Raw genomic sequence first — 19,843 nt, 5'->3', positions numbered from 1 at the left:
CCTGGATTCTTTTGACAGCCCTCAGCTTTTTCGGCGCCTCGTCAGAGCTTCACCGTCTCGATTGCTGCGAGCGAACGGTCGATGACCTGACCGAGAGTCTCGTCGAGGCGCGTGCCGCGTTCGACCGCCGACAGCCGAGCGGCAAACCCCAGATGGTAGTCGACGAACCACTCCGGGCGCGGCTCCGGCTCAGGCGGAAACGGTCCCCACCACGGCGGCAGCTTCGGGATCTTCGGCCGCGTGGGGCACCAGTCGTCGAGATCGCTCACCAGAGCCTTCATATCGAGCCCGCCCCGCTCGGCCACCCACAAGTAGCGGACAAATTCCTCGGCGACCGCGGCGCCCAGTTCATGCGGCGGCAGCGGCTGCGGATTGAGTGCGACCCGCGCAAGCACACCCTGTGGTCCGCGCGGGATGACGTCGTAGATGGCGGGAAAGCGTTTCCCGATGATTGCCAGAAGCTTCTTGTTCAATTGCATAAGACCCCCTTCTGCGGGCGCTCTGTCACGCCAGCTGGTTTCGTCTAAGTTGCGCAATCAACATGGAAGTAGAGGCCGGCGGTGTATGTGAAAGCGATTACGCAACCGCCAACAATACTGCACTTGCCTTGTAAAATGCCGAATTCATAAAATATGAAGCGAAGTTGACTTTAAATACTCGACACGCAAGGCCGCTGAACGATCTTTAGCCGGCTGGCAAAAATCGGGTCCAGCTCCCGTCCAACGCGCAAAAAAGTCTGCCAATCGATCTTGCAAACGAAAGAGGGCGCTCTGCGGCGCCCTCTCCGGTCCGAAATGCCGTAGCCGCCTATTGCGGCAGCTTGTCGTCGATGCCCTTTACGTAGAAATTCATGCCGAGCAGCGTGCCGTCGTCGGCGACCTCGCCGTCCTTCAGCCATGGCGTGCCGTCCTGCTTGGACACCGGGCCGGTGAAGGGGTTCCAGCCGCCGGCGATCTTCTTTGTGGTCGCCTCTGCCATCGCCTTGACGTCGTCGGGCATGTTGGTGAAGGGCGCGAGCTTGACCGCGCCGTCCTTGATGCCGAGCCACACATTGTCCGGCTTCCAGGTGCCGTCGAGCGCCGCCTTGACGCGGCTGATATAATACGGGCCCCATTCGTCCGTGAGCGCGGTCAGCTGCGCGTTCGGCGCGAACTTGATCATGTCGGAGGACTGGCCGAAGCCGTGCAGCTTGCGCTCCTCGGCGACCTGCAGCGCGGCGGTCGAGTCGGTGTGCTGGACGATGATGTCGGCGCCCTGGTCGAACAGCGCTTTGGCGGCGTCGGCTTCCTTGCCCGGATCGAACCAGGAGTTCACCCACACGATCTTCACCTTGAAGTCGGGATTGACCGACTGCGCGCCCAGGATGAAGGAGTTGATGCCCATCACCACTTCCGGGATCGGGAAGGAGACAATGTAGCCGGCAAGGCCCTTTTTCGATTCCTTGGCCGCGATCTGGCCGAGCACGTAGCGGCCTTCATAGAAGCGGGCGTTGTAGATGCCGAGATTCTTGCCGGTCTTGTAACCGGTGGCATGCTCGAACATCACCTTGGGAAATTTCTTGGCGACCTTCACCTCGGCGTCCATGAACCCGAAGGAAGTGCCGAAGATGATCTTGCACTTCTCGCGCGCCAGGCGCTCGAAGGCACGGTCGGCGTCGGGGCCTTCCGAAACGTTTTCGAGATAGGCGGTCTCGACCTTGTCGCCGAGCGCCTTCTCGACCTGGAGCCGGCCCTGGTCGTGCTGGTAGGAATAGCCGAAGTCGCCGATCGGGCCAGTATAGACCCAGCAAGCCTTCAGCTTGTCGGCCGCCTCGGCGGTTGCCACGACCGACAGGGCCGCGACAGTTGTCATCAACGCAATAAGCAGTTTTTTCATAGTGTTACCTCTCTGAGTTAAGCCTTGGAGCTTCCCGTCTTTTTGTTGTCGTCAACGATCCGGAACGAATGGCTGCCCCAACGAAGCCGGCGTGTTCATCATCGTCAGCCGCTTGTTGCGCGAGATTAGAACGAGAACCACGATGGTTGCCAGATAGGGCAGCGAAGAAAGAAACTGCGACGGCACCGGAATGCCAAAAGCCTGTGCATGAAGCTGGCCGATCCACACCGCGCCGAAGATATAGGCGCCGGCCAGCACCCGCCACGGACGCCAGGACGCGAACACCACCAGCGCCAGCGCGATCCAGCCGCGGCCCGCGCTCATGTTCTCGACCCATTGCGGCGTGTAGACCAGCGACAGGTGGCCGCCGGCAAGACCGGCGCAGGCGCCGCCGAAGATCACGGCGAGATAGCGGTAGCGGATCACCTTGATGCCGAGCGCATGCGCGGAGGTGTGGCTGTCGCCGATCGAGCGCAGCGTAAGCCCGGTGCGCGTCCTGAACAGGAACCACATGACGGCCGCGGTCAATGCGATCGAGATGTAGAACACCGGATCCTGGCCGAAGATCAGCTTGCCCACCACCGGGATGGAGCTGAGCCCTGGGATATCGAGATTGGGCAGTCGCACGCCCGGCTGGCCGACGAAGCTGGTGCCGATCATGCCCGACAGGCCGAGGCCGAGCAGCGTCAGCGACAGGCCGGTCGCCACCTGGTTGGTCGCAAGCGACAGCGTCATGACGGCGAAGAGCAGCGAGAACAGCGCGCCGACGATGATTGCGGCAAGCAGGCCGATCCAGGGCGACCCGGTGAGGTATCCGGCGCCGAAGCCGCCAACGGCACCCATGATCATCATGCCTTCGACGCCCAGATTGAGAACGCCGGAGCGCTCGACCACAAGCTCGCCGATCGCTGCGATCAGCAGCGGCGTCGCCGCGGTCGCGATGGTCAAAAGGATGTTGATGGTGATGTCCATCAGCGGGCCTCCTCGAGCTTGGGCGCTGCTTCGAGTTTCGCAGCACCGTTCGTCAGCGCCAGGCCGATCAGGCGGATGCGGTAGTGGATGAGCGTGTCGCAGCCGAGGACGAAGAACAAAAGCATGCCCTGGAAGACGCGCGCCACCTTGTCGGAAATGCCGAGCGCGGTCTGCACCGCTTCGCCGCCGAGATAGGTCAGCGCCAGGACGAGACCCGCGGCCACGATGCCCAGCGGATTGAGCCTGCCAAGGAAGGCGACGATGATGGCGGTGAAGCCGTAACCGGGCGAGATCACCGGCTGCAACTGGCCGATGGCACCGGACACTTCCGAAATGCCCGCCAGGCCGGCCAGCGCGCCGGACAGGAGGAAGGTGAAGAACACCATCCTGTTGAAGCCGAAGCCGGCGAAGCGCCCTGCCCTCGGGCTGGAACCCAGCACGCGCACCTCGAAACCTTTCAGCATGCGGCTCATCATCAGCCAGATCGCCACGGCGGCAACCAGCGCGAAGACGAAACCCCAATTGGCGCGGCCGTCATCGGGCATCAGCTGAGGCAGCACCGCCCAGTCGCCGAACTGGATGGTCTGCGGAAAACCGTGGCCCTGCGGATCGCGCCATGGGCCGCGCACCAGCCAGTCCAGGAAGAGCTGCGCGACATAGACCAGCATCAGGCTGGTGAGGATCTCATTGGTGCTGAAGCGTGTCTTCAAAAACGCCGGGATCGACGCGTAGAGCGCACCGCCGATCATGCCCAGCAACAGCATCAGCGGGATCACGAACGGGCCTTCGAATTGCGGGAACAGCACCGGGATGATCGAGCCGAAGATCGCTCCGAAAATGAACTGGCCTTCGGCACCAATGTTCCAGATGTTGGCCTTGTAGCAGACCGACAGCCCGACCGCGATCAGGATGAGGGGCGCCGCCTTGATGGCCAGCTCGTGCAATTGCCAGACTTCGCTGATCGGCTGGATGAAATAGATGTTGAATGCATCCAGCGGATTGACGCCGAGCAATGCGAACATAATGGCGCCGGCAATGATCGTCAGCGCGAAGGCGATGAAGGGCGACAGCATGGAGAACAGCGCCGAGCGCTGCGGGCGTTTGACCAGTTCGATGCGCATCATGCCACCTCCATTCCGTGTTCGGCGTGGCCGGGCTCTGCGCCGCCCATCAACAGGCCGATCTTCTCGAAAGTCGCCTCGGCGATCGGCAGCGGTTTCGACAGTTCGCCGTTGTGCATGACGGCGATCGCGTCCGAAAGTTCGAACAACTCATCGAGGTCCTGGCTGATGACCAGCACCGCCGAACCGCTGCGGGCAAGCTCGATCAGCGCCTGGCGGATATGCGCTGCCGCACCTGCGTCGACGCCCCAGGTCGGCTGGTTGACGACCATGACGCTCGGCTTGCGGTCGAGCTCGCGGCCGACAATGAATTTCTGCAGATTGCCGCCCGACAGTGCGGCCGCTTCAGGATCGGGCGCGCTCTTGCGCACGTCCATGGCCGTGATGATGCGCTGGGCGGCGCTGTAGACGGAACCGTTCTTGACCATGCCGCCCGAGCCGACAAAGGCCTTGCCATCGGTGGCATGGCGCGACAGCAAAAGGTTCTCCGAGAGCTTCATGCGCGGCGCCGCGCCGTGACCGAGGCGCTCTTCCGGCACGAAGGCAGCGCCCATCAGGCGGCGTCCGGTGATGGAGATAGCGCCGGCATCCTTGCCGCGGATGCGCACGGAACCGGCATCCTGCTGCAGCACCTCGCCGGAGACGGATTCGAAGAATTCGCCCTGGCCGTTGCCGGCAACACCGGCGATGCCGATCACTTCGCCGGCGCGCACTGTGAGGTTGATGTTCTTGAGCGGAATGGCGAAGGGCGTCGCAGGTTTGCGGCTGAGGCCGCGGATTTCCAGCAGCGCCGGCGCGGTTTCGATGCCTTCCGCCGGCGCGCGCACCACGGCCTTCACCTCGCTGCCGACCATCATGCGGGCGAGCGACGCGGCCGTCTCCTCACGCGGATTGCAATGGCCGACAACCTTGCCGTGGCGCAGCACCGTGGCGCGGTCGCAGATGCGTTTGACCTCTTCCAGCCGATGCGAAATGTAGAGGATCGATTTGCCCTCTGAGCGCAGCCGCTCGAGCGTCTCGAACAGCTTGTCGGCCTCCTGCGGCGTCAGCACCGAGGTCGGCTCGTCGAGGATGATGAGCTGCGGCGTCTGCAACAGGCAGCGGATGATCTCGATGCGCTGGCGTTCGCCGACGGAGAGGTCCCCGACCAGCGAGTCCGGATCGAGCGGCAGGCCATAGCTGAAGGACAGCGCCCTTGCCTTGGCGGCAATGGTGCTGATTGGCGAACCATCATTGAGCGAAAGCGCGATGTTCTCGGCCGCCGTCAGCGCCTCGAACAGCGAGAAGTGTTGGAACACCATGCCGATGCCCAGCTTCTTGGCCACGCCCGGGCTGGTGATCTTGACAGGCTTGCCGTCCCAGAAGATCTCACCCGAGTTCGGCTCGAGCGATCCGAACAGCATCTTGACCAGCGTCGACTTGCCGGCGCCGTTTTCGCCGAGCAGCGCGTGGATCTCGCCTTTTGCGATGTTGAGATCGATGTGATCGCACGCGGTCAGCGTGCCAAAGGTCTTCGTAAGGCCACGAACCTCGAGCAGGTTCGCCCTGTCATGATTTGCACTCACAGTGCCTCCCATCCAGTATCCCGGATATGTTCTGTGTTCCCGCGATCATGGTATGCGCGGCCGGCTCCCATCGGAAAGCAGCACCCAACTTGAAAGAGCTTCAAGAATTTCAGCGGAAACTCAAGGGCTAAGATAGACCTCTTGAGAACAACGGCAAATCCGCAGCGCTTTTCAAACAAGCCGTGCCTTCGGGCACGGCAAATCGCTGAAGAACAAGGCAGCCGGTTCGAGGATGATGCCGAAAAACGTGAAGCGGTTTTAGCGCTACATCATTTGCTCCAGTTTCAGGGAATGAGAACGGTCGTTCCCGTCGTCTTACGGGCCTCGAGATCCGCCTGTGCCTTCGCCGCGTCCTTCAGCGCATAGCGCTGGTTGATCACGATCTTCACGGCGCCGCTCTTGACCACGTCGAACAACGCTTCCGCCGACTTCACCATGTCCTCGCGCCTGGCGTTGTAGACGAAGAGCGTCGGACGCGTGACAAAGAGCGAGCCCTTCTGCGCCAGGATCGACATGGAGAAAGGCGGGATCGCCCCGGAAGACTGGCCGAAGCTGGCGAACGTGCCGAGCGGCCGCAGGCAGTCTAGCGATGCTGGAAAAGTGTCCGCGCCGACGGAGTCGTAGACGACATCGCATTTGCGGCCCTGCGTCAGGGCCGAAACAGCGGCGACGAAATCCTGTTCCTTGTAGTTGATGACATGGTCAAAGCCATGTGCTCTCGCGAGCTCGATCTTGTCCTTGGAGCTCGCGGTGCCGATCACCGTCGCGCCGAGATGCTTCGCCCATTGGCCGAGGATCAGGCCGACGCCACCCGCGGCCGCATGGTAGAGGATCGTGTCGCCGGCTTTCACCGGATAGGTGCGGCGCAGGAGATACTCGGCCGTCATGCCTTTCAGCATCATTGCCGCTGCCTGCTCGTCGCTGATGCCGTCGGGCACTTTCACCACACGGTCGGCGGCGATCACCCGTTGCTCGCTGTAGGCGCCGACATTGACCGCGTAGGCAACGCGATCGCCCGGCTTCAGCCAGTCGACGCCGGCGCCCAGCGCCAGCACCACGCCGGCCGCCTCGCCGCCCGGGATCAGCGGAAAGCCGCCGGGCGGCGGATAGAGCCCGGAACGGTGGTAGATGTCTATGAAGTTGAGGCCGATCGCCGTATGCCGGACGAGGATCTGTCCTTCGCCCGGCTGGCCGGGATCGGCATCCTCGTAGGTCAGCACTTCGGGGCCGCCATGGGCGTGGATGCGGATTGCCTTGGACATCGCTCAACTCCCTTGGGTCGGGAACAACACTGAAGCATGATCCAGACAGACCATGCGTCTATAGACAGCTAGGTCAGCATGACGCTTCAACCAACTCTTAACCTGATCCAGGCTCAGGACTTCTTGGCGCCAAGGTTGGGGAACATCTGCATGATGCCCCCGATGCAGGCGAGATAGAGGCCCGTGATCGTGATACCGATCTTGGTGAAATCGCTGACCTGTTCGCCGAGCACGCCGATCTTGTCATAGAAGGCGGCAAGGGCTGCCTGCGCCAGCGCCAGCGCGCCGAAGGCGCACCACAAAAGCGTCATGCCGAGATTGACCGGCCGCAACCTCACCACCCGCACCGGATGGATGAAATTGATCGGCAGGAAGGTCAAAATGCCGGCCACCACCACCACGGCGAAAGACACCCACTGCCCCGGCTCGATCACGAAAAGCGTGAACACCACCATGTTCCAGACGACCGGAAAGCCTTTGAAGAAGTTCTCCTTCGTCTTCATGCCGGTGTCGGCATAGTAGATCGCGCTGGAGACGACGATGATGGCGGCCGACAGGAAGGACAGGTTCTCGCCCATGAAGCCGCGCTGATAGAGCGCGAAGGCCGGAATGAGCACGTAGGTGACGTAGTCGATGATGTTGTCGAGCAATTCCCCCGACCACGTCGGCAGGATTTCCTTGACCTCGAGCTTGCGGGCGATCGGCCCGTCGATGCCGTCGACGAACAGTGCCAGGCCCAGCCACCAAAACATCGAGGTCCAGCGCTCCTCGCTGGCGGCGACCAGCGACAGGAAGGCCAGAAACGAGCCCGACGCGGTGAGCAGATGCACCGAGAAAGCGCGCGCCTGCGGCCACGTCACCTTCTTCTTCGGCAGCGGGAGCCGCTCCGCGATCTTCTTGGCTGCTTTGCGGGCTGCTGTGTTCTTGCTCACGGTCCCCGCCAGTCCAGCTTGCAGATTTCGGCCGAGCGGCCGGCGAAATTCCAGTTGCGGCCGAAGGCGCGCATCTTGCTCTTGTCGGACTTCGCCACGATGATTTCCGGCGCGATCCAATATTCGGAATTGGTGATCACTGTATCCTTCTCGCGGTCCTTGCCAGCAATCGGCGTCACCGCGCCGTCGATGATCTTCGGTATCTGGAAGACGCGCGTCTTGTCGCGCGTCTCATAGGTGATCGGCACCTGCTCGACGCCGAGGAATTTCCCGACGAGGATCGACAGCAGCGAGGTGGTGCCGCCGGCCTTGCCGGTGAAGATCTTGGTCAGCGCCTTGACCGCATAGACCGACGCCCGCTTGTCGATAAACAGGCCGGCGGTCCAGTTACCGCGGCTCATATAGCCGGGGATTTCCATGATCAGCCCGAGATTGAGGGCCGAAAGGTCGACCTCGCCGAAATGGCCGGCATCGATGCGAAAGCCCGCCCAGGTCTGGCAGTAGCCTTCCGTCGGCGGATGACTGCCGAGCGACAGCACGCAAGGACAGAAAACCGTGCAATTGCAGGAGAGTACCAGCTCCCCTTTCATCGCCCAGCTTTGGTCGGTCATCGAATTCTCCCCTTACGCCGAAACTAATAGAAGGGCAGCCGCCCACACAAGCAGTATCGCACCGGCAACCCGGCTGGCCACCCTGCCGGTGGTCTGTTTCTCGATCAGGGTGAACAGGCCGATCAGCGCCATCCAGAAGACGTTCATCGCGCCGACGGCAAACATCACCAGCATCAGCGCCCAGCAGCAGCCGAGGCACCACACACCCTGCTCCAGCCCCAGGCGGAAAATGCGGCCCGGTTTCGCGCTCCAGTTGGCGAACAGGATCGAGAACGGGTTGCGGCACTTTTCCAAGCATGCCTGTTTCAGGCCGCTGAACTGATAGAGACCGGCGACGAGCAGCGCGGCGGCGCCGGCAAGCCCGACGGCTGGATCGAGCATCCGGCCGGAATTGGCAAAGGCGTAGACCGCGAGCGTCAACGCCGCGAAAGCCACGGATGCGCCAAACCATGTCGCGAGGTATCCAGCGACGAGCACCAGCGGATGAACGGCGGGCTCCCCCTTGATCCTCGCCGTGTCGGCGATTTCGCAATAGGTGCGGATCAGCGGCGCGGCCGACGGCAACATCGTCGCCACGGCCATCAGGAACCACATCAGCACGAGCGCCGGCGCTTGCAGGCCGGCCGGGCTGGCAAGTGGCGCCGGCGCAAGGCAAAGAGCGAAGAACCGGTCCAGGAAAACCGGCAGCGGGAGGCCAGGCAGGTTTTTCAGCAGCATGTCGCCGGGCGCCCCGACCAGGCGGCTTTCAGCGCCGCGAATCGCCATCGCGCCGAGAAGCAACCAGGCAAAGGCGATGCCGATGCCGATCGTCAGCATGACCGCGAGGCGTGGGCTGCGCGCCACGCCAGCCGTCGCGCGGCCGGCGCGATCGAGATGGCTGAAATCATGCTGCTCGCCGCTCATGGCCATCGAATGGGCTGAATCGCCGCGTTGATCAAGCCGGCCGGTCTGACCTATATCCATACAAAGGCCTGACGGGTGGCCTCTCATCGTGGAAGCCTGGCGTGGAGCATAACGACAAAGCCCGCATTCTGGTTGCCGGCGGCGGTCCGGCCGGCCTGATCGCGGCGCTCGGCTTTGCCGACGCAGGCTTTGACGTGACGCTGGTCGGCCCGGACGCCAGCAGCGGTGACGGCCGCACCACGGCGCTCATGAATCCGGCCCTGAAAGTCCTCGACCGGCTGGGGGTGCTAGCCGAACTCAAGCCGCAGGCGGCGGCGCTCAAGGTGATGCACATCGTCGACGCCACCCGGCGGCTGATCCGCAGTCCGACCGTGACGTTTCGCGCCAGCGAGATTGGCGAGGAACAGTTCGGGCTCAACCTGCCGAACAAGGTTCTTATCCCTGTCCTCGCCAAGGCCGTCTCATCGCATCGCGGCATCAATTGGCTGAAATCCATTGTTGAATCGTGGCGCCTTGAGACCGATCGGGCCCATGCCCGGCTGGCCGATGGCAGCGAAATCTCCGCCTCCCTGGCCGTCGCCGCCGACGGGCGCCTGTCGCCGGCCCGGGAAGCCGCCGGCATTCGCGCCTCCGCGCGGCCCTATCCGCAGTCCGCGCTGGTCCTCAATTTCGGCCACCGCAGCGACCACGGCTTCGTTTCGACCGAATTCCATACCGAAACGGGACCGTTCACGCAGGTGCCGCTGCCAGGCAAGCGTTCGAGCCTTGTCTGGGTGGTGAAGCCGGAAACGGCGCAGGAGCTTGCGGCGCTCGACGACGCAACCTTGTCGGCGCGCGTCGAGGAGCAAATGCAGTCGATGCTTGGCCGTGTCTCGGTCGAACCCGGCCGCCAGGTCTATCCTTTGTCCGCGGCCTCGCCCGGCCGCTTCGCTCAAAACCGCGTCGCGCTCGTCGGCGAGGCGGCACATGTGTTTCCGCCGATCGGGGCGCAAGGCCTCAACCTTGGTATCAGGGATATCGATGATCTGATTGGAATCGCGGCCGAAAACCGTGACGATCCCGGGTCGCGCAAGGCACTTGCCGCCTACGACACCAGGCGCAGGCCCGATATATGGGCGCGCAGCGGCGCGGTGAACCTGCTCAACATGTCGCTGCTGTCCGATATGCTGCCGGCCCAGCTGGCGCGCAGCGCCGGTCTCAGCGCGCTAGGCAGCTTCGCCCCGCTGCGCGCCTTCTTTATGCGCGAGGGATTGCGGCCCGGCAGCGGTTTTCGTGCGCTTGCCGGCGGCCTGCGCAAACCGGCCGAGCATTAGAAGTCACTCGCGGCGTCTTCTACGCCGCCCGCGAAACCTTACGCGCGGCCCATCCGTGGCTTGCGGCATGGACTGCGGCATTGAATTGAGGCAGCACCTGCGCCAAATAGGCAACAGCCCGAAAGTCGGGGTCGATTTTTGGCGGCGTAGCGCGTAATTTCAAGATGTTAGGGGCGTTTTGCGTCGAGCAGGGACGCCCAATGGTGAGTGCGATGAAAACGGCCAAGTTCTCGATTGGGCAAGTGGTTCGCCATCGGCTCTTTCCGTTCCGTGGCGTGATCTTCGACGTCGATCCCGAATTCGCCAACACCGAGGAATGGTACGAAGCTATTCCCGCCGACGTGCGTCCGCGCAAGGACCAGCCTTTCTACCACCTTCTCGCGGAGAATTCGGATACGGAATACATTGCCTATGTGTCCGAGCAGAACCTGCTCGAGGACCGGTCTGGCGAGCCGGTGCGGCATCCGCAGATCGGCGAGATGTTCGACAAGCTGCCGGACGGCCGCTACGAGCCGAAGCGCCATTCGAAGCATTGAAGGCGACAACAAAAAAGCGGGGCAAATTGCCCCGCTTTTTTGTTTTCTGGACGGCGCTTGCGCGATCAGTTCGCGGTCTTGGCCTTGTCCTGCTCGTCCTTCAGCTTCTTGGCGAAGTCCTGGTTGTTCTTGGCGACGAAGTCCTGCAGCTTCTTCTGCCGGTCCTCGATGTCCGACTGCTGCAGCGGCGGGCCGTCATAGGCGCCGCTGAAGCCGGTCAGCGCGATCTTGATCGGGTTCGGCTGGTTCTGGAAGTTGATCGAGGTCAGCGAGATCGCCTGACCCTTCTTGAAAGACGCCACGAGCTGGTCCGTCAGCGGCACTTCGGCGACACAACGATCCGGGAAGCAGATCACATAATCAAGCTTCTGCGCTTTGCCGCCATCGATCTGCAGGCCGATGCCCGGAGGAATAAGACGGCCGGTCGGGACCGTGACCTGGAAGACCTTGCGGTTCACCTTGCCCTTGAGCTCGATCATGCTGACGCCGGTGACGAGCTGGCCATTGCCGGCGGTGACGATGTTCTGGACATTGCAGATGTCGACATCTTCCTGCTTGGTGCAGGCCTTGAACCAACCCTGAGGGATCTGCGGCTGCTGCTGAGCCGAGGCGGTGAAAAGCCCGGCGCCCAGAACGCCGACCACGCCTGCGGCCAGCACCGAAAGGCGGTACGCGTTGATCGTCATATGGTGCACTTTCCTCTCAAATGATCCCGGGGACCGGCTTCTTCGTGCCGTGTGGTCCAGCTACCTGTTGCCCAAATGAGGCAACAGGATGACTTCGGAGCGCGTGTTACACTGCCAGGGGCGCCGAATCCAGCCCGGTTTCCGCGATTTCTTCGTGGCCTCATGTCCCCAAGGGCGAGCCTCGATTGGCGATGCGCCAGCTGAACCCGATTCCCGTTGGCGCGCCGATTCAATCGGGGGACGAAATGCTCTACGGTGCGTGCCGAATCACAAAAGCCGCCCCGCAAGGAGACGGTCATGGACCGCGTTCTCGTTCGGCTGATCGCCGCGACCTCGTTTCTGGCTCTTTCGCTCCTTTCGGCGCAGTCGGAGCCGAAGCACGGCATAGCCATGCAAGGCGAGCCGGCGCTGCCACCCGATTATCAGCATTTCGACTACGTCAATCCGGACGCGCCGAAAGGCGGAAACGTCACCTATTGCGTCGTCGGCTCATTCGACAACCTCAATCCGTTCATCCTGAAAAGCCTTCGCACCACCGCGCGCGGCATGATCGATACCGTTTACGGCAATCTCGTCTTCGAGCCGCTGATGCAGCGCAACTACGACGAGCCCTTCAGCCTTTACGGACTGCTGGCCGACGGCGCCGACATGGATCCGGAGCGCAAGTCGATCGAGTTTCACCTTAACCCCAATGCAAAATGGTCGGACGGCCAGCCGGTGATGCCGGAGGACGTGCTGTTCACCTATGACGTCTTCAAGGACAAGGGTCGCCCACCCTACAGCGACCGCATGAGCATGATCGCTAAGCTGGAAAAGACCGGTGACCACAGCGTGAAATTCACCTTCAACGACAAGGCCAATCGCGAATTCCCGCTGATTGTCGCGCTGACGCCGATCGTCCCCAAGCACGCCTTCGACAAGGATACGTTCGACAAGACCACGCTGAAGCCGTTGATCGGCAGCGGGCCCTACACTGTGGACAAGGTGCAGCCGGGGCAGCGCATCGTCTTCAAGCGCAATCCGGATTACTGGGGCAAGGACGTGCCCTCGAAGCGCGGCTTCGACAATTTCGACCAGATCACCATCGAGTATTTTCTCAACGCCAACGCAAAGACGGAGGCGTTCAAGAAAGGCATCTGCGCCCTCGATGACGAGACCGATCCGGTCAAGCGCGAGCGCGACATCGATTTTCCGGCCTTCCGCAGGGGCGAAGTGAAGGAAGAGTATTTCAACACCGGCATCCCTCCGGTGGTGACCGGCTTCCTGTTCAACACCAGGCTGCCGAAATTCGCCGACCCGGTCGTGCGGCGCGCGCTCGGGATGCTCTATGACTTCGAATGGGCGAACAAGAATCTGTTCGGCGGCAAGTTCAACCGCACCATGAGCTATTGGCAGAATTCCGAGCTTTCAGCGCTTGGCCATCCGGCCGATGATCGCGAAAAGGCGCTGCTTGCCGCCTACCCCGGCCGCGTGCCCGCCGACGTCATGGACGGCACCTGGCGGCCGCCGGTTACCGACGGCTCGGGCCAGGACCGCAAGGTGCTCAAAGCAGCGTTCGACTTGCTTAAGAGTGTGGGCTTCCACGTGCAGGACGGCAAGATGCTCGACGCGCATGGAAAGCCCTTCGGCTTCGAGATCCTGACGTCGTCGCAGGATGAAGAGCGGCTGGCAGCCATCTACCAGCGCACGCTGGAGAAGATCGGCATTGGTGTTGGCATCCGCACGCTCGATGGCGACCAGATCCAGTCGCGCAAGCAGCGTTACGACTTCGAGGTGCTGATCGGCACCAGCGGCTTCAGCAACTCATTGTCGCCCGGCAGCGAGCAGCTTGGCCGCTGGGGATCGGTCGCCGCGAAAACGGAAGGATCGTTCAATCTGGCCGGCGTAGCCGATCCGGCGATCGACGCGGCGATCGACGCGATGCTGAATGCCCGCACCAAGGAAGACTATGTCGCCGCGGTCCGCGTTCTCGACCGGCTGCTGATCTCCGGCAACTACATCGTGCCGATGCAATACAACACGCAGCAGTGGCTGGCTTACTGGACCTATCTGGAACATCCGCAAAAAACCCCCATATTCGGCTATCAGCTGCCGACCTGGTGGCGAAAGCCCAACTGACGCAAGCCCAGCCCCAATCAGGACCAAACAGGAGACGAGCATGAGTGCCGAGAACTCCATCACCGTCGATGTGGTGTCCGATGTCGTCTGTCCCTGGTGCTTCATCGGCCAGAAGCGGCTGGACAAGGCCATAGCCTCTGCAAGTGACATCGACGTGCATGTCCGCTGGCGGCCCTTCCAGCTCGATCCGACCATCCCGGCGGGCGGCATGGATCGCCGCCAATACATGCTCGGCAAATTCGGCAGTGAGGAGCGCATCCACCAGATCCACGCGCGCATCGAGCCGCTCGGCGAAGCCGAGGGAATCCACTTCGCCTTCGGCGCCATCAAGGTCGCGGCCAACACGCTCGACGCTCATCGCGTCATCCGCTGGGCGGGCGCCGCCGGCGAGGACGTGCAGAGCCGGCTGGTGCGCCGCCTCTTCCAGCTGAATTTCGAGGAAGGCGTCAATATCGGCGACCTCGCGGTGCTGGCCGAGGCCGCCGGCGAAGCCGGCATGGATGCATCGGTGGTCGAGACGCTGCTGCCGACCGATGCCGACGTCGAGGCCGTCCGCAACGAGATTGCCACCGCCTCGCGCATGGGCATCACCGGCGTGCCCTGCTTCCTGCTCGAGGGCAAATATGCGGTGATGGGCGCGCAGGACGCCGACACGCTTGCCGACGCCATCCGCCAGGTGGCTCAAGCCAAGGCGCGCGGCGAGCTGGAAACCGCCGCGGGCTGAGTGTTCCTTGTGCGCAGTTCCGTTTGAATTGCGCTGCTACTTCGCGGTCGCCTTGGCCTTGCTCAGGAAGAAGCCGTGGCCATTGCTGCCCGTGCAGCTCAGTCCCTTCGTCGACGACTGGCAGGAAAACGGCCCCTGGCTCCAGCTATTGCCGTAGCCGAGCTTGGTCACGTCACCGCAACAGCCTTGCTCGCCGGGATTCTTGATCAGTGTCGCCGGGCCTTTGGGGCCCAATATCACCGTGACGTAGCTCGGCTCGACGCGCGAGCAGGAAAGCTCCGGCCCACCGTCTCGCGGCTGGTAAGTGCTGGTGCCGCCCTTCGGTGTATAGATGCAGCCGATATTGCCGGACGGCGTATTGAATTCGATCTGGCCCTCGGCGCTGGCTGGAATGCTCTGGTTCCCGGCATGCGCCGCCGACAGACAGGTGAAACCAGCAAGCAGCGCGGCGGCAACTATCCGTGCAGGCATGTCATCCCCCTTCGACATCAACCATCGCCAGGTAGGTTCGACCCAGGAAGCCGCCTTGTCAAATGCCATCCGGCTGCCCGAACACGATCTGGTGAATCGCTCGGAACACGGCGCTGAGCTAGAAACTCCAAGGGTTTGATTGATTTTGAGGAGACCATATGGCGGCCAGACATCGCGCGTTGCTGCTGCTGTCCTTGCCTTTCGCTTTGGGGCTTCCGCTGGCCTGGCAGCACGTGTCCGCCGAGGAAGCCGTAATGTCGGCAACCTTCGCAGGCAAACCTTGGACGGCGTCTTTCACCCTGGCCCAGATGATGCAGATGGCCGGCAAGCCGATGCTGAATCTCTCGGGAACCGAGCAAGGCTCACCCACCATGACCTTCAATTCGATGCTGGTGCTGAAAGATCCCAACGACTTTGCCGGCAGCTATCCGCTCAAGACCGGCTCCGCCGCGAACAGCGCCAACTTCAACATTCTCGATTCCGGCGCCATGGTCGGCCATGTCCGCTTCGGGAGCGGCGAGATCGTCATCGACAAATACGACGCCGCGAGCAGGACCGTCTCTGGCCATTTCAGCGCCTCTGGAAAAGACGAATCGGGCAAGCCTGAAGAGCTCGCGGACGGTAAATTTTCGGGCATTCCGGTGACCTCGCCGTAGCCATTTCGGCAGATCGGCACCTGTTTTTCGTTCACAAACCCGTGTTTTTAGCTTCCCTAAGGGAAAGTGGCCGCCGGTTGGCGCAATCGCCTTAACGCGCTGGAATGAAAGTCGAAATCAGCTTGGTGAGCGGCTCCTCGGCTCGGCCGTTCTGTTGCCTTCGCGCCACGGCGGGTAACCCTGTTCACATTTCCCGGCAGAAAATTAATGGAAAATGATCAATTGGTGTTACCCTGTGTAACAAAACTAGAAAGGTTTGGGCGGGATCGTGACTGGGGTCGGTAGACCGCGACGTACAGTACCGGAGCAAACATCCAGCGAGGCAAAGACCTCGTCCCTGACGCCGGTATCGTCGATGCGTACATTCTGGGGGCTGATGCGAGCCTACTGGTTCTCCGACCGGTGGAAGGAAGCCTGGACGCTCACCTTCGTCATCGCGGCCCTAACCGCTCTCTCCAGCAAGGCCGGCGTTTGGTTTGCCGTGGCGTTGGGCGAACTCGGCAATTCGATCGCCTTCCTCCACGATGCCGCCAACACCCATCCGCTCCAGACCATCCTGACCAACGCCGGCATACTTGTGCTGCTGGTGATCCTGAAGGATGCCGGCTTCACCGGCGTGCGCAACCTCGTTTCAACGACCCTGCACCGCAAATGGCGCGGTTGGCTGAACAACCAGTTCAACCAGGCCCTGCTCGACGGCAACCATACCCATTTCCATGCCCAGCATGGTTCGGCGGCCGGCGGCATCGTCGCTCCCGACAATATCGACCAGCGCATCCAGGAATCGATCAAGGACATGACCGGCGGAGCCATCGGGCTTGCCATGGGCGTGCTGGGCGTCGCGACGTCGCTCTATTTTATCGGCGAAAACCTGATCGGGTCCTCGGTCGAGGTCAAAGGCCTGGAATTCCTGGGCGGCTACGGCACAGCGGTGCTGGCTTTCCTTGCCGTCGCCATCTACGTGCCGCTGAACACCTGGCTCGCGGTCAAGCTCGGGCGCTTGCTCGAGCGGCTCAATGTCCGCATGCAGCAGGCCGAGGGCAGCTACCGCAGCGAACTGATTACATTCCTGCGCCGCAGCTTCCACGTTGCCGCCTCGCATGGCGAGGGCGTGCAGAAGTCGATGCATGACAGGCTCTATGTCGATATCGACAAGACATGGAGCCGGCTGAACATCGTCAACACCAGCTACACCTCGTTCGAGCTGATCTACAATTTCGTCGGCGCGCGCATCGTTGCCTACGCGCCAGGCCTTTTGTCGTTCATCCACAACCGCCTGGACTACAAAGGCTACATCACCGGCTCTGAAATGGTCGCCCAGCTGATCAGCCAGTGCTCATGGTTCATCCATGTGATGCCGGCGATCGCAACGCTCAGAGCCAACAGCCAGCGCGTGACCGAGCTCGCCAACGCCATCGAGAACGTCCAGCACCCGCGGGAATTCTACCAGCAGACCGGCCGCTCCGACTTCAGCTATGCCACCCAGAATCCTGTCTTCGGCCTCACCATCCAGAAGCTCGAGCTCGCACATCAGGGTGAGGATGCCACACCTTTCCTCAGCGCCGCGAACCTCCGCTTCCGCCGCGGCGAATGGACCTTCCTCAAGGGTGAGTCCGGCTGCGGCAAGACCTCGCTGATAAAGGCGATCAATGGCCTTTGGCCCTATGGGCGCGGCACCATCGTGTTCCCGGAAAGCGTGACGAGTTTCTATGCCGCGCAGGAGGTCAAGCTGCAGCAGGTTTCGCTGAAGCAGCTCGTTTGCCTACCGGGTTCCGAACACGACCACGGCGACATGCAAGTTGCAGCCGCCCTGCATAAGGCCGGCCTCGGCGACTTCATCGAGCATCTCGCCGACGAGAGCCGCGAAGGCAAGATCTGGGACCAGGTGCTTTCGGGTGGCCAGAAGCAGAAGCTGGTGGTCGCGCGCATCATCCTGCAGCAGCCCGGACTTCTCTTCCTCGACGAGGCGACCGGGGCGCTCGACCCCGAAGGCAAGATCGCCTTCCACCAGGCGATCAAGGACAATTGTCCGAACGTCACCGTCATCAGCGTCATGCACGAAGCGGTGCCGCCGCGCTCGCTTGCCGGCGAGGAATTCTACCACAGCGTGGTCGCGATCGCCGATGGCGTCGCCACCAAGAAGCCGCTCGCCCCCAGCCTGCCGCGCGAGCTCACCACCATCCTCGTCCAGCCGCCGCGGCCGACCGAGGACAAATGGCTGCGCTTTCGCCGGATGAAGCAGAAATAGCAGTCATACCAAGCCTTTTGACCGGCGGCTGTGGCCCGGCTTGAGCTGTCCTCGATCACAGTCTCGCGATCCGGCCTGCCCGCATCCGTTTTCGGCGTCCCTCGCGATTGACTCGGCAAAAACCGCTCCTATGTTGCGCGCGCTCGCTGATTTCCAACTACAGCGCCACGCGTCCTTCGGACGCGTAAAGGACGCTGTAGAAACCTAGAATTACGCATGATCCTTTCCGAAATCGAAGTCGATTTTCGGGGTCATGCGCTACCCCGCGAGCAGAAAGGTCAACCCGCCATGCCTGGCGACAGTCACAGTCGAACGCAATCGCCGTCCGCCCTGACGTGACCTGACGGCTCACGTCCTGCCGGACGGCAAGGAGTGAGCCATGAACGAATTCGCACCTGTATTGGACGACGAAGCCGTCGCCGTCGCCCGTGTTCTTGCCAACGATCACGTCGCCGACGTCGTCGACGCCCTCAATCACGAACCCCGCGAGACAGCCATCGAGCTGCTCTGCGCCGTGCCGTTCGAGCGGCTGGTCGAGATTTTCGACCAACCCGAACTCGAAGCAGCGCCCGAACTCGCGGAGGCCCTGCCACGGCCGAAGGCGAGCAAGCTCCTGACCGCCATGTCGGTCGACCGCGCGGCAGATATCCTGCGCGAGCTTGATGAACCGGCCCGCTCGGAGCTGCTCGGCGCTTTGGCCCCGCCGCTGCGCGCGACCCTGCTCTCCATCCTGGGACATCCGGAAGGCAGCGCCGCCTCGATCATGACGACGGAGTTCGTCAGCGTCCCTTCGGATTGGACCGTCGGCCGCACGCTCGACTACGTCCGCAAGGTCGAGCGCACGCGCGAAACCATCTACGCCATCTACATCGTCGACCCGGAGACGCAGCTCCTGCTGCGTTCGACCGGGTTGCGCCGGTTGATCACGGGCAACCCGGAGGATTCGATCCTGTCGGTGGCGCCTGATCGCATGCCGGTGACGGTGACGCCGCTCACCGATCGCGAGACGCTGGCGCAGACGATCTCCAAATACGACCTGCTTGCCCTACCGGTCGTGGATCAGGGCAAGATCCTCGGCATCGTCACCATCGACGACATCATCGATACGATGGTCGAGGAGACGACCGAGGACGTGCATCGCTTCGGCGGCATGGAGGCGCTCGACGAGCCCTACATGAAGATGAGCTTCCTCGCCATGATCCAGAAGCGGGCCGGCTGGCTCTGCGCGCTGTTCCTCAGCGAGATGCTGACGGCCAACGCCATGCAGAGCTACGAGGGCGAGCTGGAGAAGGCGATAGTGCTGACGCTTTTCATCCCGCTGATCATGAGCTCCGGCGGCAATTCCGGCTCGCAGGCGACATCGCTCGTCATCCGCGCCCTGGCGCTGCGCGAGATCGGTCTGCGCGACTGGTGGCGGGTGGCACTGCGTGAGCTGCCGACCGGGATGGTGCTCGGCTCAATCCTCGGCATTGTCGGTATCTGCCGCATCGCGCTGTGGCAGTACTTCGGCTTCTACGACTACGGTCCGCACTGGATGCTGATCGCGGCGACGGTGGGGGCGGCGCTGATCGGCATCGTCACCTTCGGCTCGCTGTCGGGATCGATGCTGCCCTTCGCGCTGAAGCGCATCGGCTTCGACCCGGCGAGCGCGTCTGCGCCGTTCGTCGCCACGCTGGTCGATGTCACCGGGCTGGTCATCTACTTCTCGGTGGCGCTGGTGATCCTGCGCGGCACGTTGCTTTAGAGCAATTTCAGGAAAAGTGTGAGCGGTTTTCCGCCTGGAAATTGCGACAAAACAAAGAGATAGATCGTTTCACCGTTCCGTGAGACGGTGAAACGATCCAGAGCCA

General features: G+C 62.5%; 18 protein-coding genes. 7 read left to right on the top strand and 11 right to left on the bottom strand.

Annotated features, from left to right (window positions below):
* Nucleotides 1–41: 41 nt before the first annotated feature.
* The 9 genes from EN869_RS14790 to EN869_RS14750 form a co-directional block, all read right to left on the bottom strand.
* The gene (locus tag EN869_RS14790) at nucleotides 42–479 is read right to left on the bottom strand and encodes a hypothetical protein (RefSeq protein WP_127226508.1); all 438 of its coding nucleotides are present in this window, start codon (nucleotides 477–479) and stop codon (nucleotides 42–44) included.
* A 328-nt stretch (nucleotides 480–807) separates the two neighbouring features.
* Complete coding sequence (locus tag EN869_RS14785; protein WP_127226507.1) at nucleotides 808–1,875, bottom strand: BMP family ABC transporter substrate-binding protein; 1,068 nt, start codon at nucleotides 1,873–1,875, stop codon at nucleotides 808–810.
* Between the two features lie 51 nt (nucleotides 1,876–1,926).
* A complete protein-coding gene (locus EN869_RS14780) occupies nucleotides 1,927–2,847 on the bottom strand; it encodes an ABC transporter permease (RefSeq protein WP_127226506.1) in 921 nt (306 codons plus the stop codon).
* On the bottom strand, nucleotides 2,847–3,971 hold the full coding sequence (locus tag EN869_RS14775) for an ABC transporter permease (RefSeq protein ID WP_127226505.1): 1,125 nt from the start codon (nucleotides 3,969–3,971) through the stop codon (nucleotides 2,847–2,849). Before EN869_RS14775 ends, EN869_RS14780 begins: the two co-directional genes overlap by 1 nt.
* Nucleotides 3,968–5,545, bottom strand: coding sequence for an ABC transporter ATP-binding protein (locus tag EN869_RS14770; RefSeq protein ID WP_167498575.1), 1,578 nt, complete (start codon nucleotides 5,543–5,545; stop codon nucleotides 3,968–3,970). Before EN869_RS14770 ends, EN869_RS14775 begins: the two co-directional genes overlap by 4 nt.
* Before the next feature lie 272 nt (nucleotides 5,546–5,817).
* Nucleotides 5,818–6,795, bottom strand: coding sequence for a quinone oxidoreductase (locus EN869_RS14765; RefSeq protein WP_127226503.1), 978 nt, complete (start codon nucleotides 6,793–6,795; stop codon nucleotides 5,818–5,820).
* Nucleotides 6,796–6,908: 113 nt separating this feature from the next.
* Nucleotides 6,909–7,727 (bottom strand): phosphatidylcholine synthase, encoded by an 819-nt coding sequence (pcsA, locus tag EN869_RS14760; RefSeq protein ID WP_167498574.1) that lies wholly within the window; start codon nucleotides 7,725–7,727, stop codon nucleotides 6,909–6,911.
* Nucleotides 7,724–8,338 carry a DUF1326 domain-containing protein gene (locus EN869_RS14755; protein ID WP_127226502.1) on the bottom strand — a complete coding sequence of 205 codons (615 nt, stop codon included), beginning with the start codon at nucleotides 8,336–8,338 and terminating at the stop codon, nucleotides 7,724–7,726. Before EN869_RS14755 ends, pcsA begins: the two co-directional genes overlap by 4 nt.
* 12 nt (nucleotides 8,339–8,350) lie before the next feature.
* On the bottom strand, nucleotides 8,351–9,241 hold the full coding sequence (locus EN869_RS14750) for a DUF2182 domain-containing protein (RefSeq protein WP_167498573.1): 891 nt from the start codon (nucleotides 9,239–9,241) through the stop codon (nucleotides 8,351–8,353).
* 101 nt (nucleotides 9,242–9,342) lie between these two features.
* Here EN869_RS14750 and EN869_RS14745 point away from each other — a divergent pair, with 101 nt between their 5' ends.
* Together EN869_RS14745 and hspQ are read left to right on the top strand one after the other, a co-directional pair.
* On the top strand, nucleotides 9,343–10,554 hold the full coding sequence (locus EN869_RS14745; RefSeq protein ID WP_127226500.1) for a UbiH/UbiF family hydroxylase: 1,212 nt from the start codon (nucleotides 9,343–9,345) through the stop codon (nucleotides 10,552–10,554).
* A gap of 212 nt (nucleotides 10,555–10,766) precedes the next feature.
* A complete protein-coding gene (gene hspQ, locus EN869_RS14740) occupies nucleotides 10,767–11,090 on the top strand; it encodes a heat shock protein HspQ (RefSeq protein ID WP_167498572.1) in 324 nt (107 codons plus the stop codon).
* A 65-nt stretch (nucleotides 11,091–11,155) separates the two neighbouring features.
* Here hspQ and EN869_RS14735 read toward each other — a convergent pair whose 3' ends face one another.
* Nucleotides 11,156–11,776, bottom strand: a complete 621-nt coding sequence (locus EN869_RS14735; RefSeq protein WP_127226498.1) for an invasion associated locus B family protein — start codon at nucleotides 11,774–11,776, stop codon at nucleotides 11,156–11,158.
* Nucleotides 11,777–12,073: 297 nt separating this feature from the next.
* Between EN869_RS14735 and EN869_RS14730 the strand changes: the two genes are divergently transcribed.
* Together EN869_RS14730 and EN869_RS14725 are read left to right on the top strand one after the other, a co-directional pair.
* Nucleotides 12,074–13,894 carry an extracellular solute-binding protein gene (locus EN869_RS14730; protein WP_127226497.1) on the top strand — a complete coding sequence of 607 codons (1,821 nt, stop codon included), beginning with the start codon at nucleotides 12,074–12,076 and terminating at the stop codon, nucleotides 13,892–13,894.
* Between the two features lie 40 nt (nucleotides 13,895–13,934).
* Nucleotides 13,935–14,618 carry a DsbA family protein gene (locus tag EN869_RS14725; RefSeq protein ID WP_127226496.1) on the top strand — a complete coding sequence of 228 codons (684 nt, stop codon included), beginning with the start codon at nucleotides 13,935–13,937 and terminating at the stop codon, nucleotides 14,616–14,618.
* A gap of 36 nt (nucleotides 14,619–14,654) precedes the next feature.
* On the opposite strand, the gene EN869_RS14720 is transcribed toward EN869_RS14725, so the two are convergent.
* Nucleotides 14,655–15,158: a hypothetical protein gene (locus tag EN869_RS14720; protein ID WP_245519972.1), complete on the bottom strand. Its 504-nt coding sequence runs from the start codon at nucleotides 15,156–15,158 to the stop codon at nucleotides 14,655–14,657.
* A 110-nt stretch (nucleotides 15,159–15,268) separates the two neighbouring features.
* Between EN869_RS14720 and EN869_RS14715 the strand changes: the two genes are divergently transcribed.
* The 3 genes from EN869_RS14715 to mgtE all read left to right on the top strand — a co-directional run bounded on the left by EN869_RS14715 (nucleotide 15,269) and on the right by mgtE (nucleotide 19,737).
* Nucleotides 15,269–15,745, top strand: a complete 477-nt coding sequence (locus tag EN869_RS14715; RefSeq protein ID WP_127226494.1) for a DUF6252 family protein — start codon at nucleotides 15,269–15,271, stop codon at nucleotides 15,743–15,745.
* Between the two features lie 355 nt (nucleotides 15,746–16,100).
* Nucleotides 16,101–17,993, top strand: a complete 1,893-nt coding sequence (locus tag EN869_RS14710) for an ABC transporter ATP-binding protein/permease (protein ID WP_167498571.1) — start codon at nucleotides 16,101–16,103, stop codon at nucleotides 17,991–17,993.
* Between the two features lie 379 nt (nucleotides 17,994–18,372).
* Nucleotides 18,373–19,737: a magnesium transporter gene (gene mgtE / locus EN869_RS14705; protein ID WP_127226492.1), complete on the top strand. Its 1,365-nt coding sequence runs from the start codon at nucleotides 18,373–18,375 to the stop codon at nucleotides 19,735–19,737.
* Nucleotides 19,738–19,843 lie beyond the last annotated feature (106 nt).

The sequence above is a fragment of the Mesorhizobium sp. M2D.F.Ca.ET.226.01.1.1 genome (assembly GCF_004022705.2).
GTDB lineage: Bacteria > Pseudomonadota > Alphaproteobacteria > Rhizobiales > Rhizobiaceae > Mesorhizobium.
The sequence above is the reverse complement of the archived record's forward strand: the minus strand, read 5'-3'. Positions and strand labels throughout refer to the sequence as shown.

Coding starts and splice junctions, on each gene's coding strand:
- EN869_RS14780 (WP_127226506.1), bottom strand. CDS start 2,847: ATGGACATCACCATCAACATCCTTTTGACCATCGCGACCGCGGCGACG.
- EN869_RS14755 (WP_127226502.1), bottom strand. CDS start 8,338: ATGACCGACCAAAGCTGGGCGATGAAAGGGGAGCTGGTACTCTCCTGC.
- EN869_RS14775 (WP_127226505.1), bottom strand. CDS start 3,971: ATGATGCGCATCGAACTGGTCAAACGCCCGCAGCGCTCGGCGCTGTTC.
- EN869_RS14785 (WP_127226507.1), bottom strand. CDS start 1,875: ATGAAAAAACTGCTTATTGCGTTGATGACAACTGTCGCGGCCCTGTCG.
- EN869_RS14720 (WP_245519972.1), bottom strand. CDS start 15,158: ATGGCATTTGACAAGGCGGCTTCCTGGGTCGAACCTACCTGGCGATGG.
- EN869_RS14710 (WP_167498571.1), top strand. CDS start 16,101: ATGCGTACATTCTGGGGGCTGATGCGAGCCTACTGGTTCTCCGACCGG.
- mgtE (WP_127226492.1), top strand. CDS start 18,373: ATGAACGAATTCGCACCTGTATTGGACGACGAAGCCGTCGCCGTCGCC.
- EN869_RS14750 (WP_167498573.1), bottom strand. CDS start 9,241: ATGAGCGGCGAGCAGCATGATTTCAGCCATCTCGATCGCGCCGGCCGC.
- EN869_RS14790 (WP_127226508.1), bottom strand. CDS start 479: ATGCAATTGAACAAGAAGCTTCTGGCAATCATCGGGAAACGCTTTCCC.
- hspQ (WP_167498572.1), top strand. CDS start 10,767: ATGAAAACGGCCAAGTTCTCGATTGGGCAAGTGGTTCGCCATCGGCTC.
- EN869_RS14735 (WP_127226498.1), bottom strand. CDS start 11,776: ATGACGATCAACGCGTACCGCCTTTCGGTGCTGGCCGCAGGCGTGGTC.
- EN869_RS14765 (WP_127226503.1), bottom strand. CDS start 6,795: ATGTCCAAGGCAATCCGCATCCACGCCCATGGCGGCCCCGAAGTGCTG.
- EN869_RS14730 (WP_127226497.1), top strand. CDS start 12,074: ATGGACCGCGTTCTCGTTCGGCTGATCGCCGCGACCTCGTTTCTGGCT.
- EN869_RS14770 (WP_167498575.1), bottom strand. CDS start 5,545: ATGGGAGGCACTGTGAGTGCAAATCATGACAGGGCGAACCTGCTCGAG.
- EN869_RS14725 (WP_127226496.1), top strand. CDS start 13,935: ATGAGTGCCGAGAACTCCATCACCGTCGATGTGGTGTCCGATGTCGTC.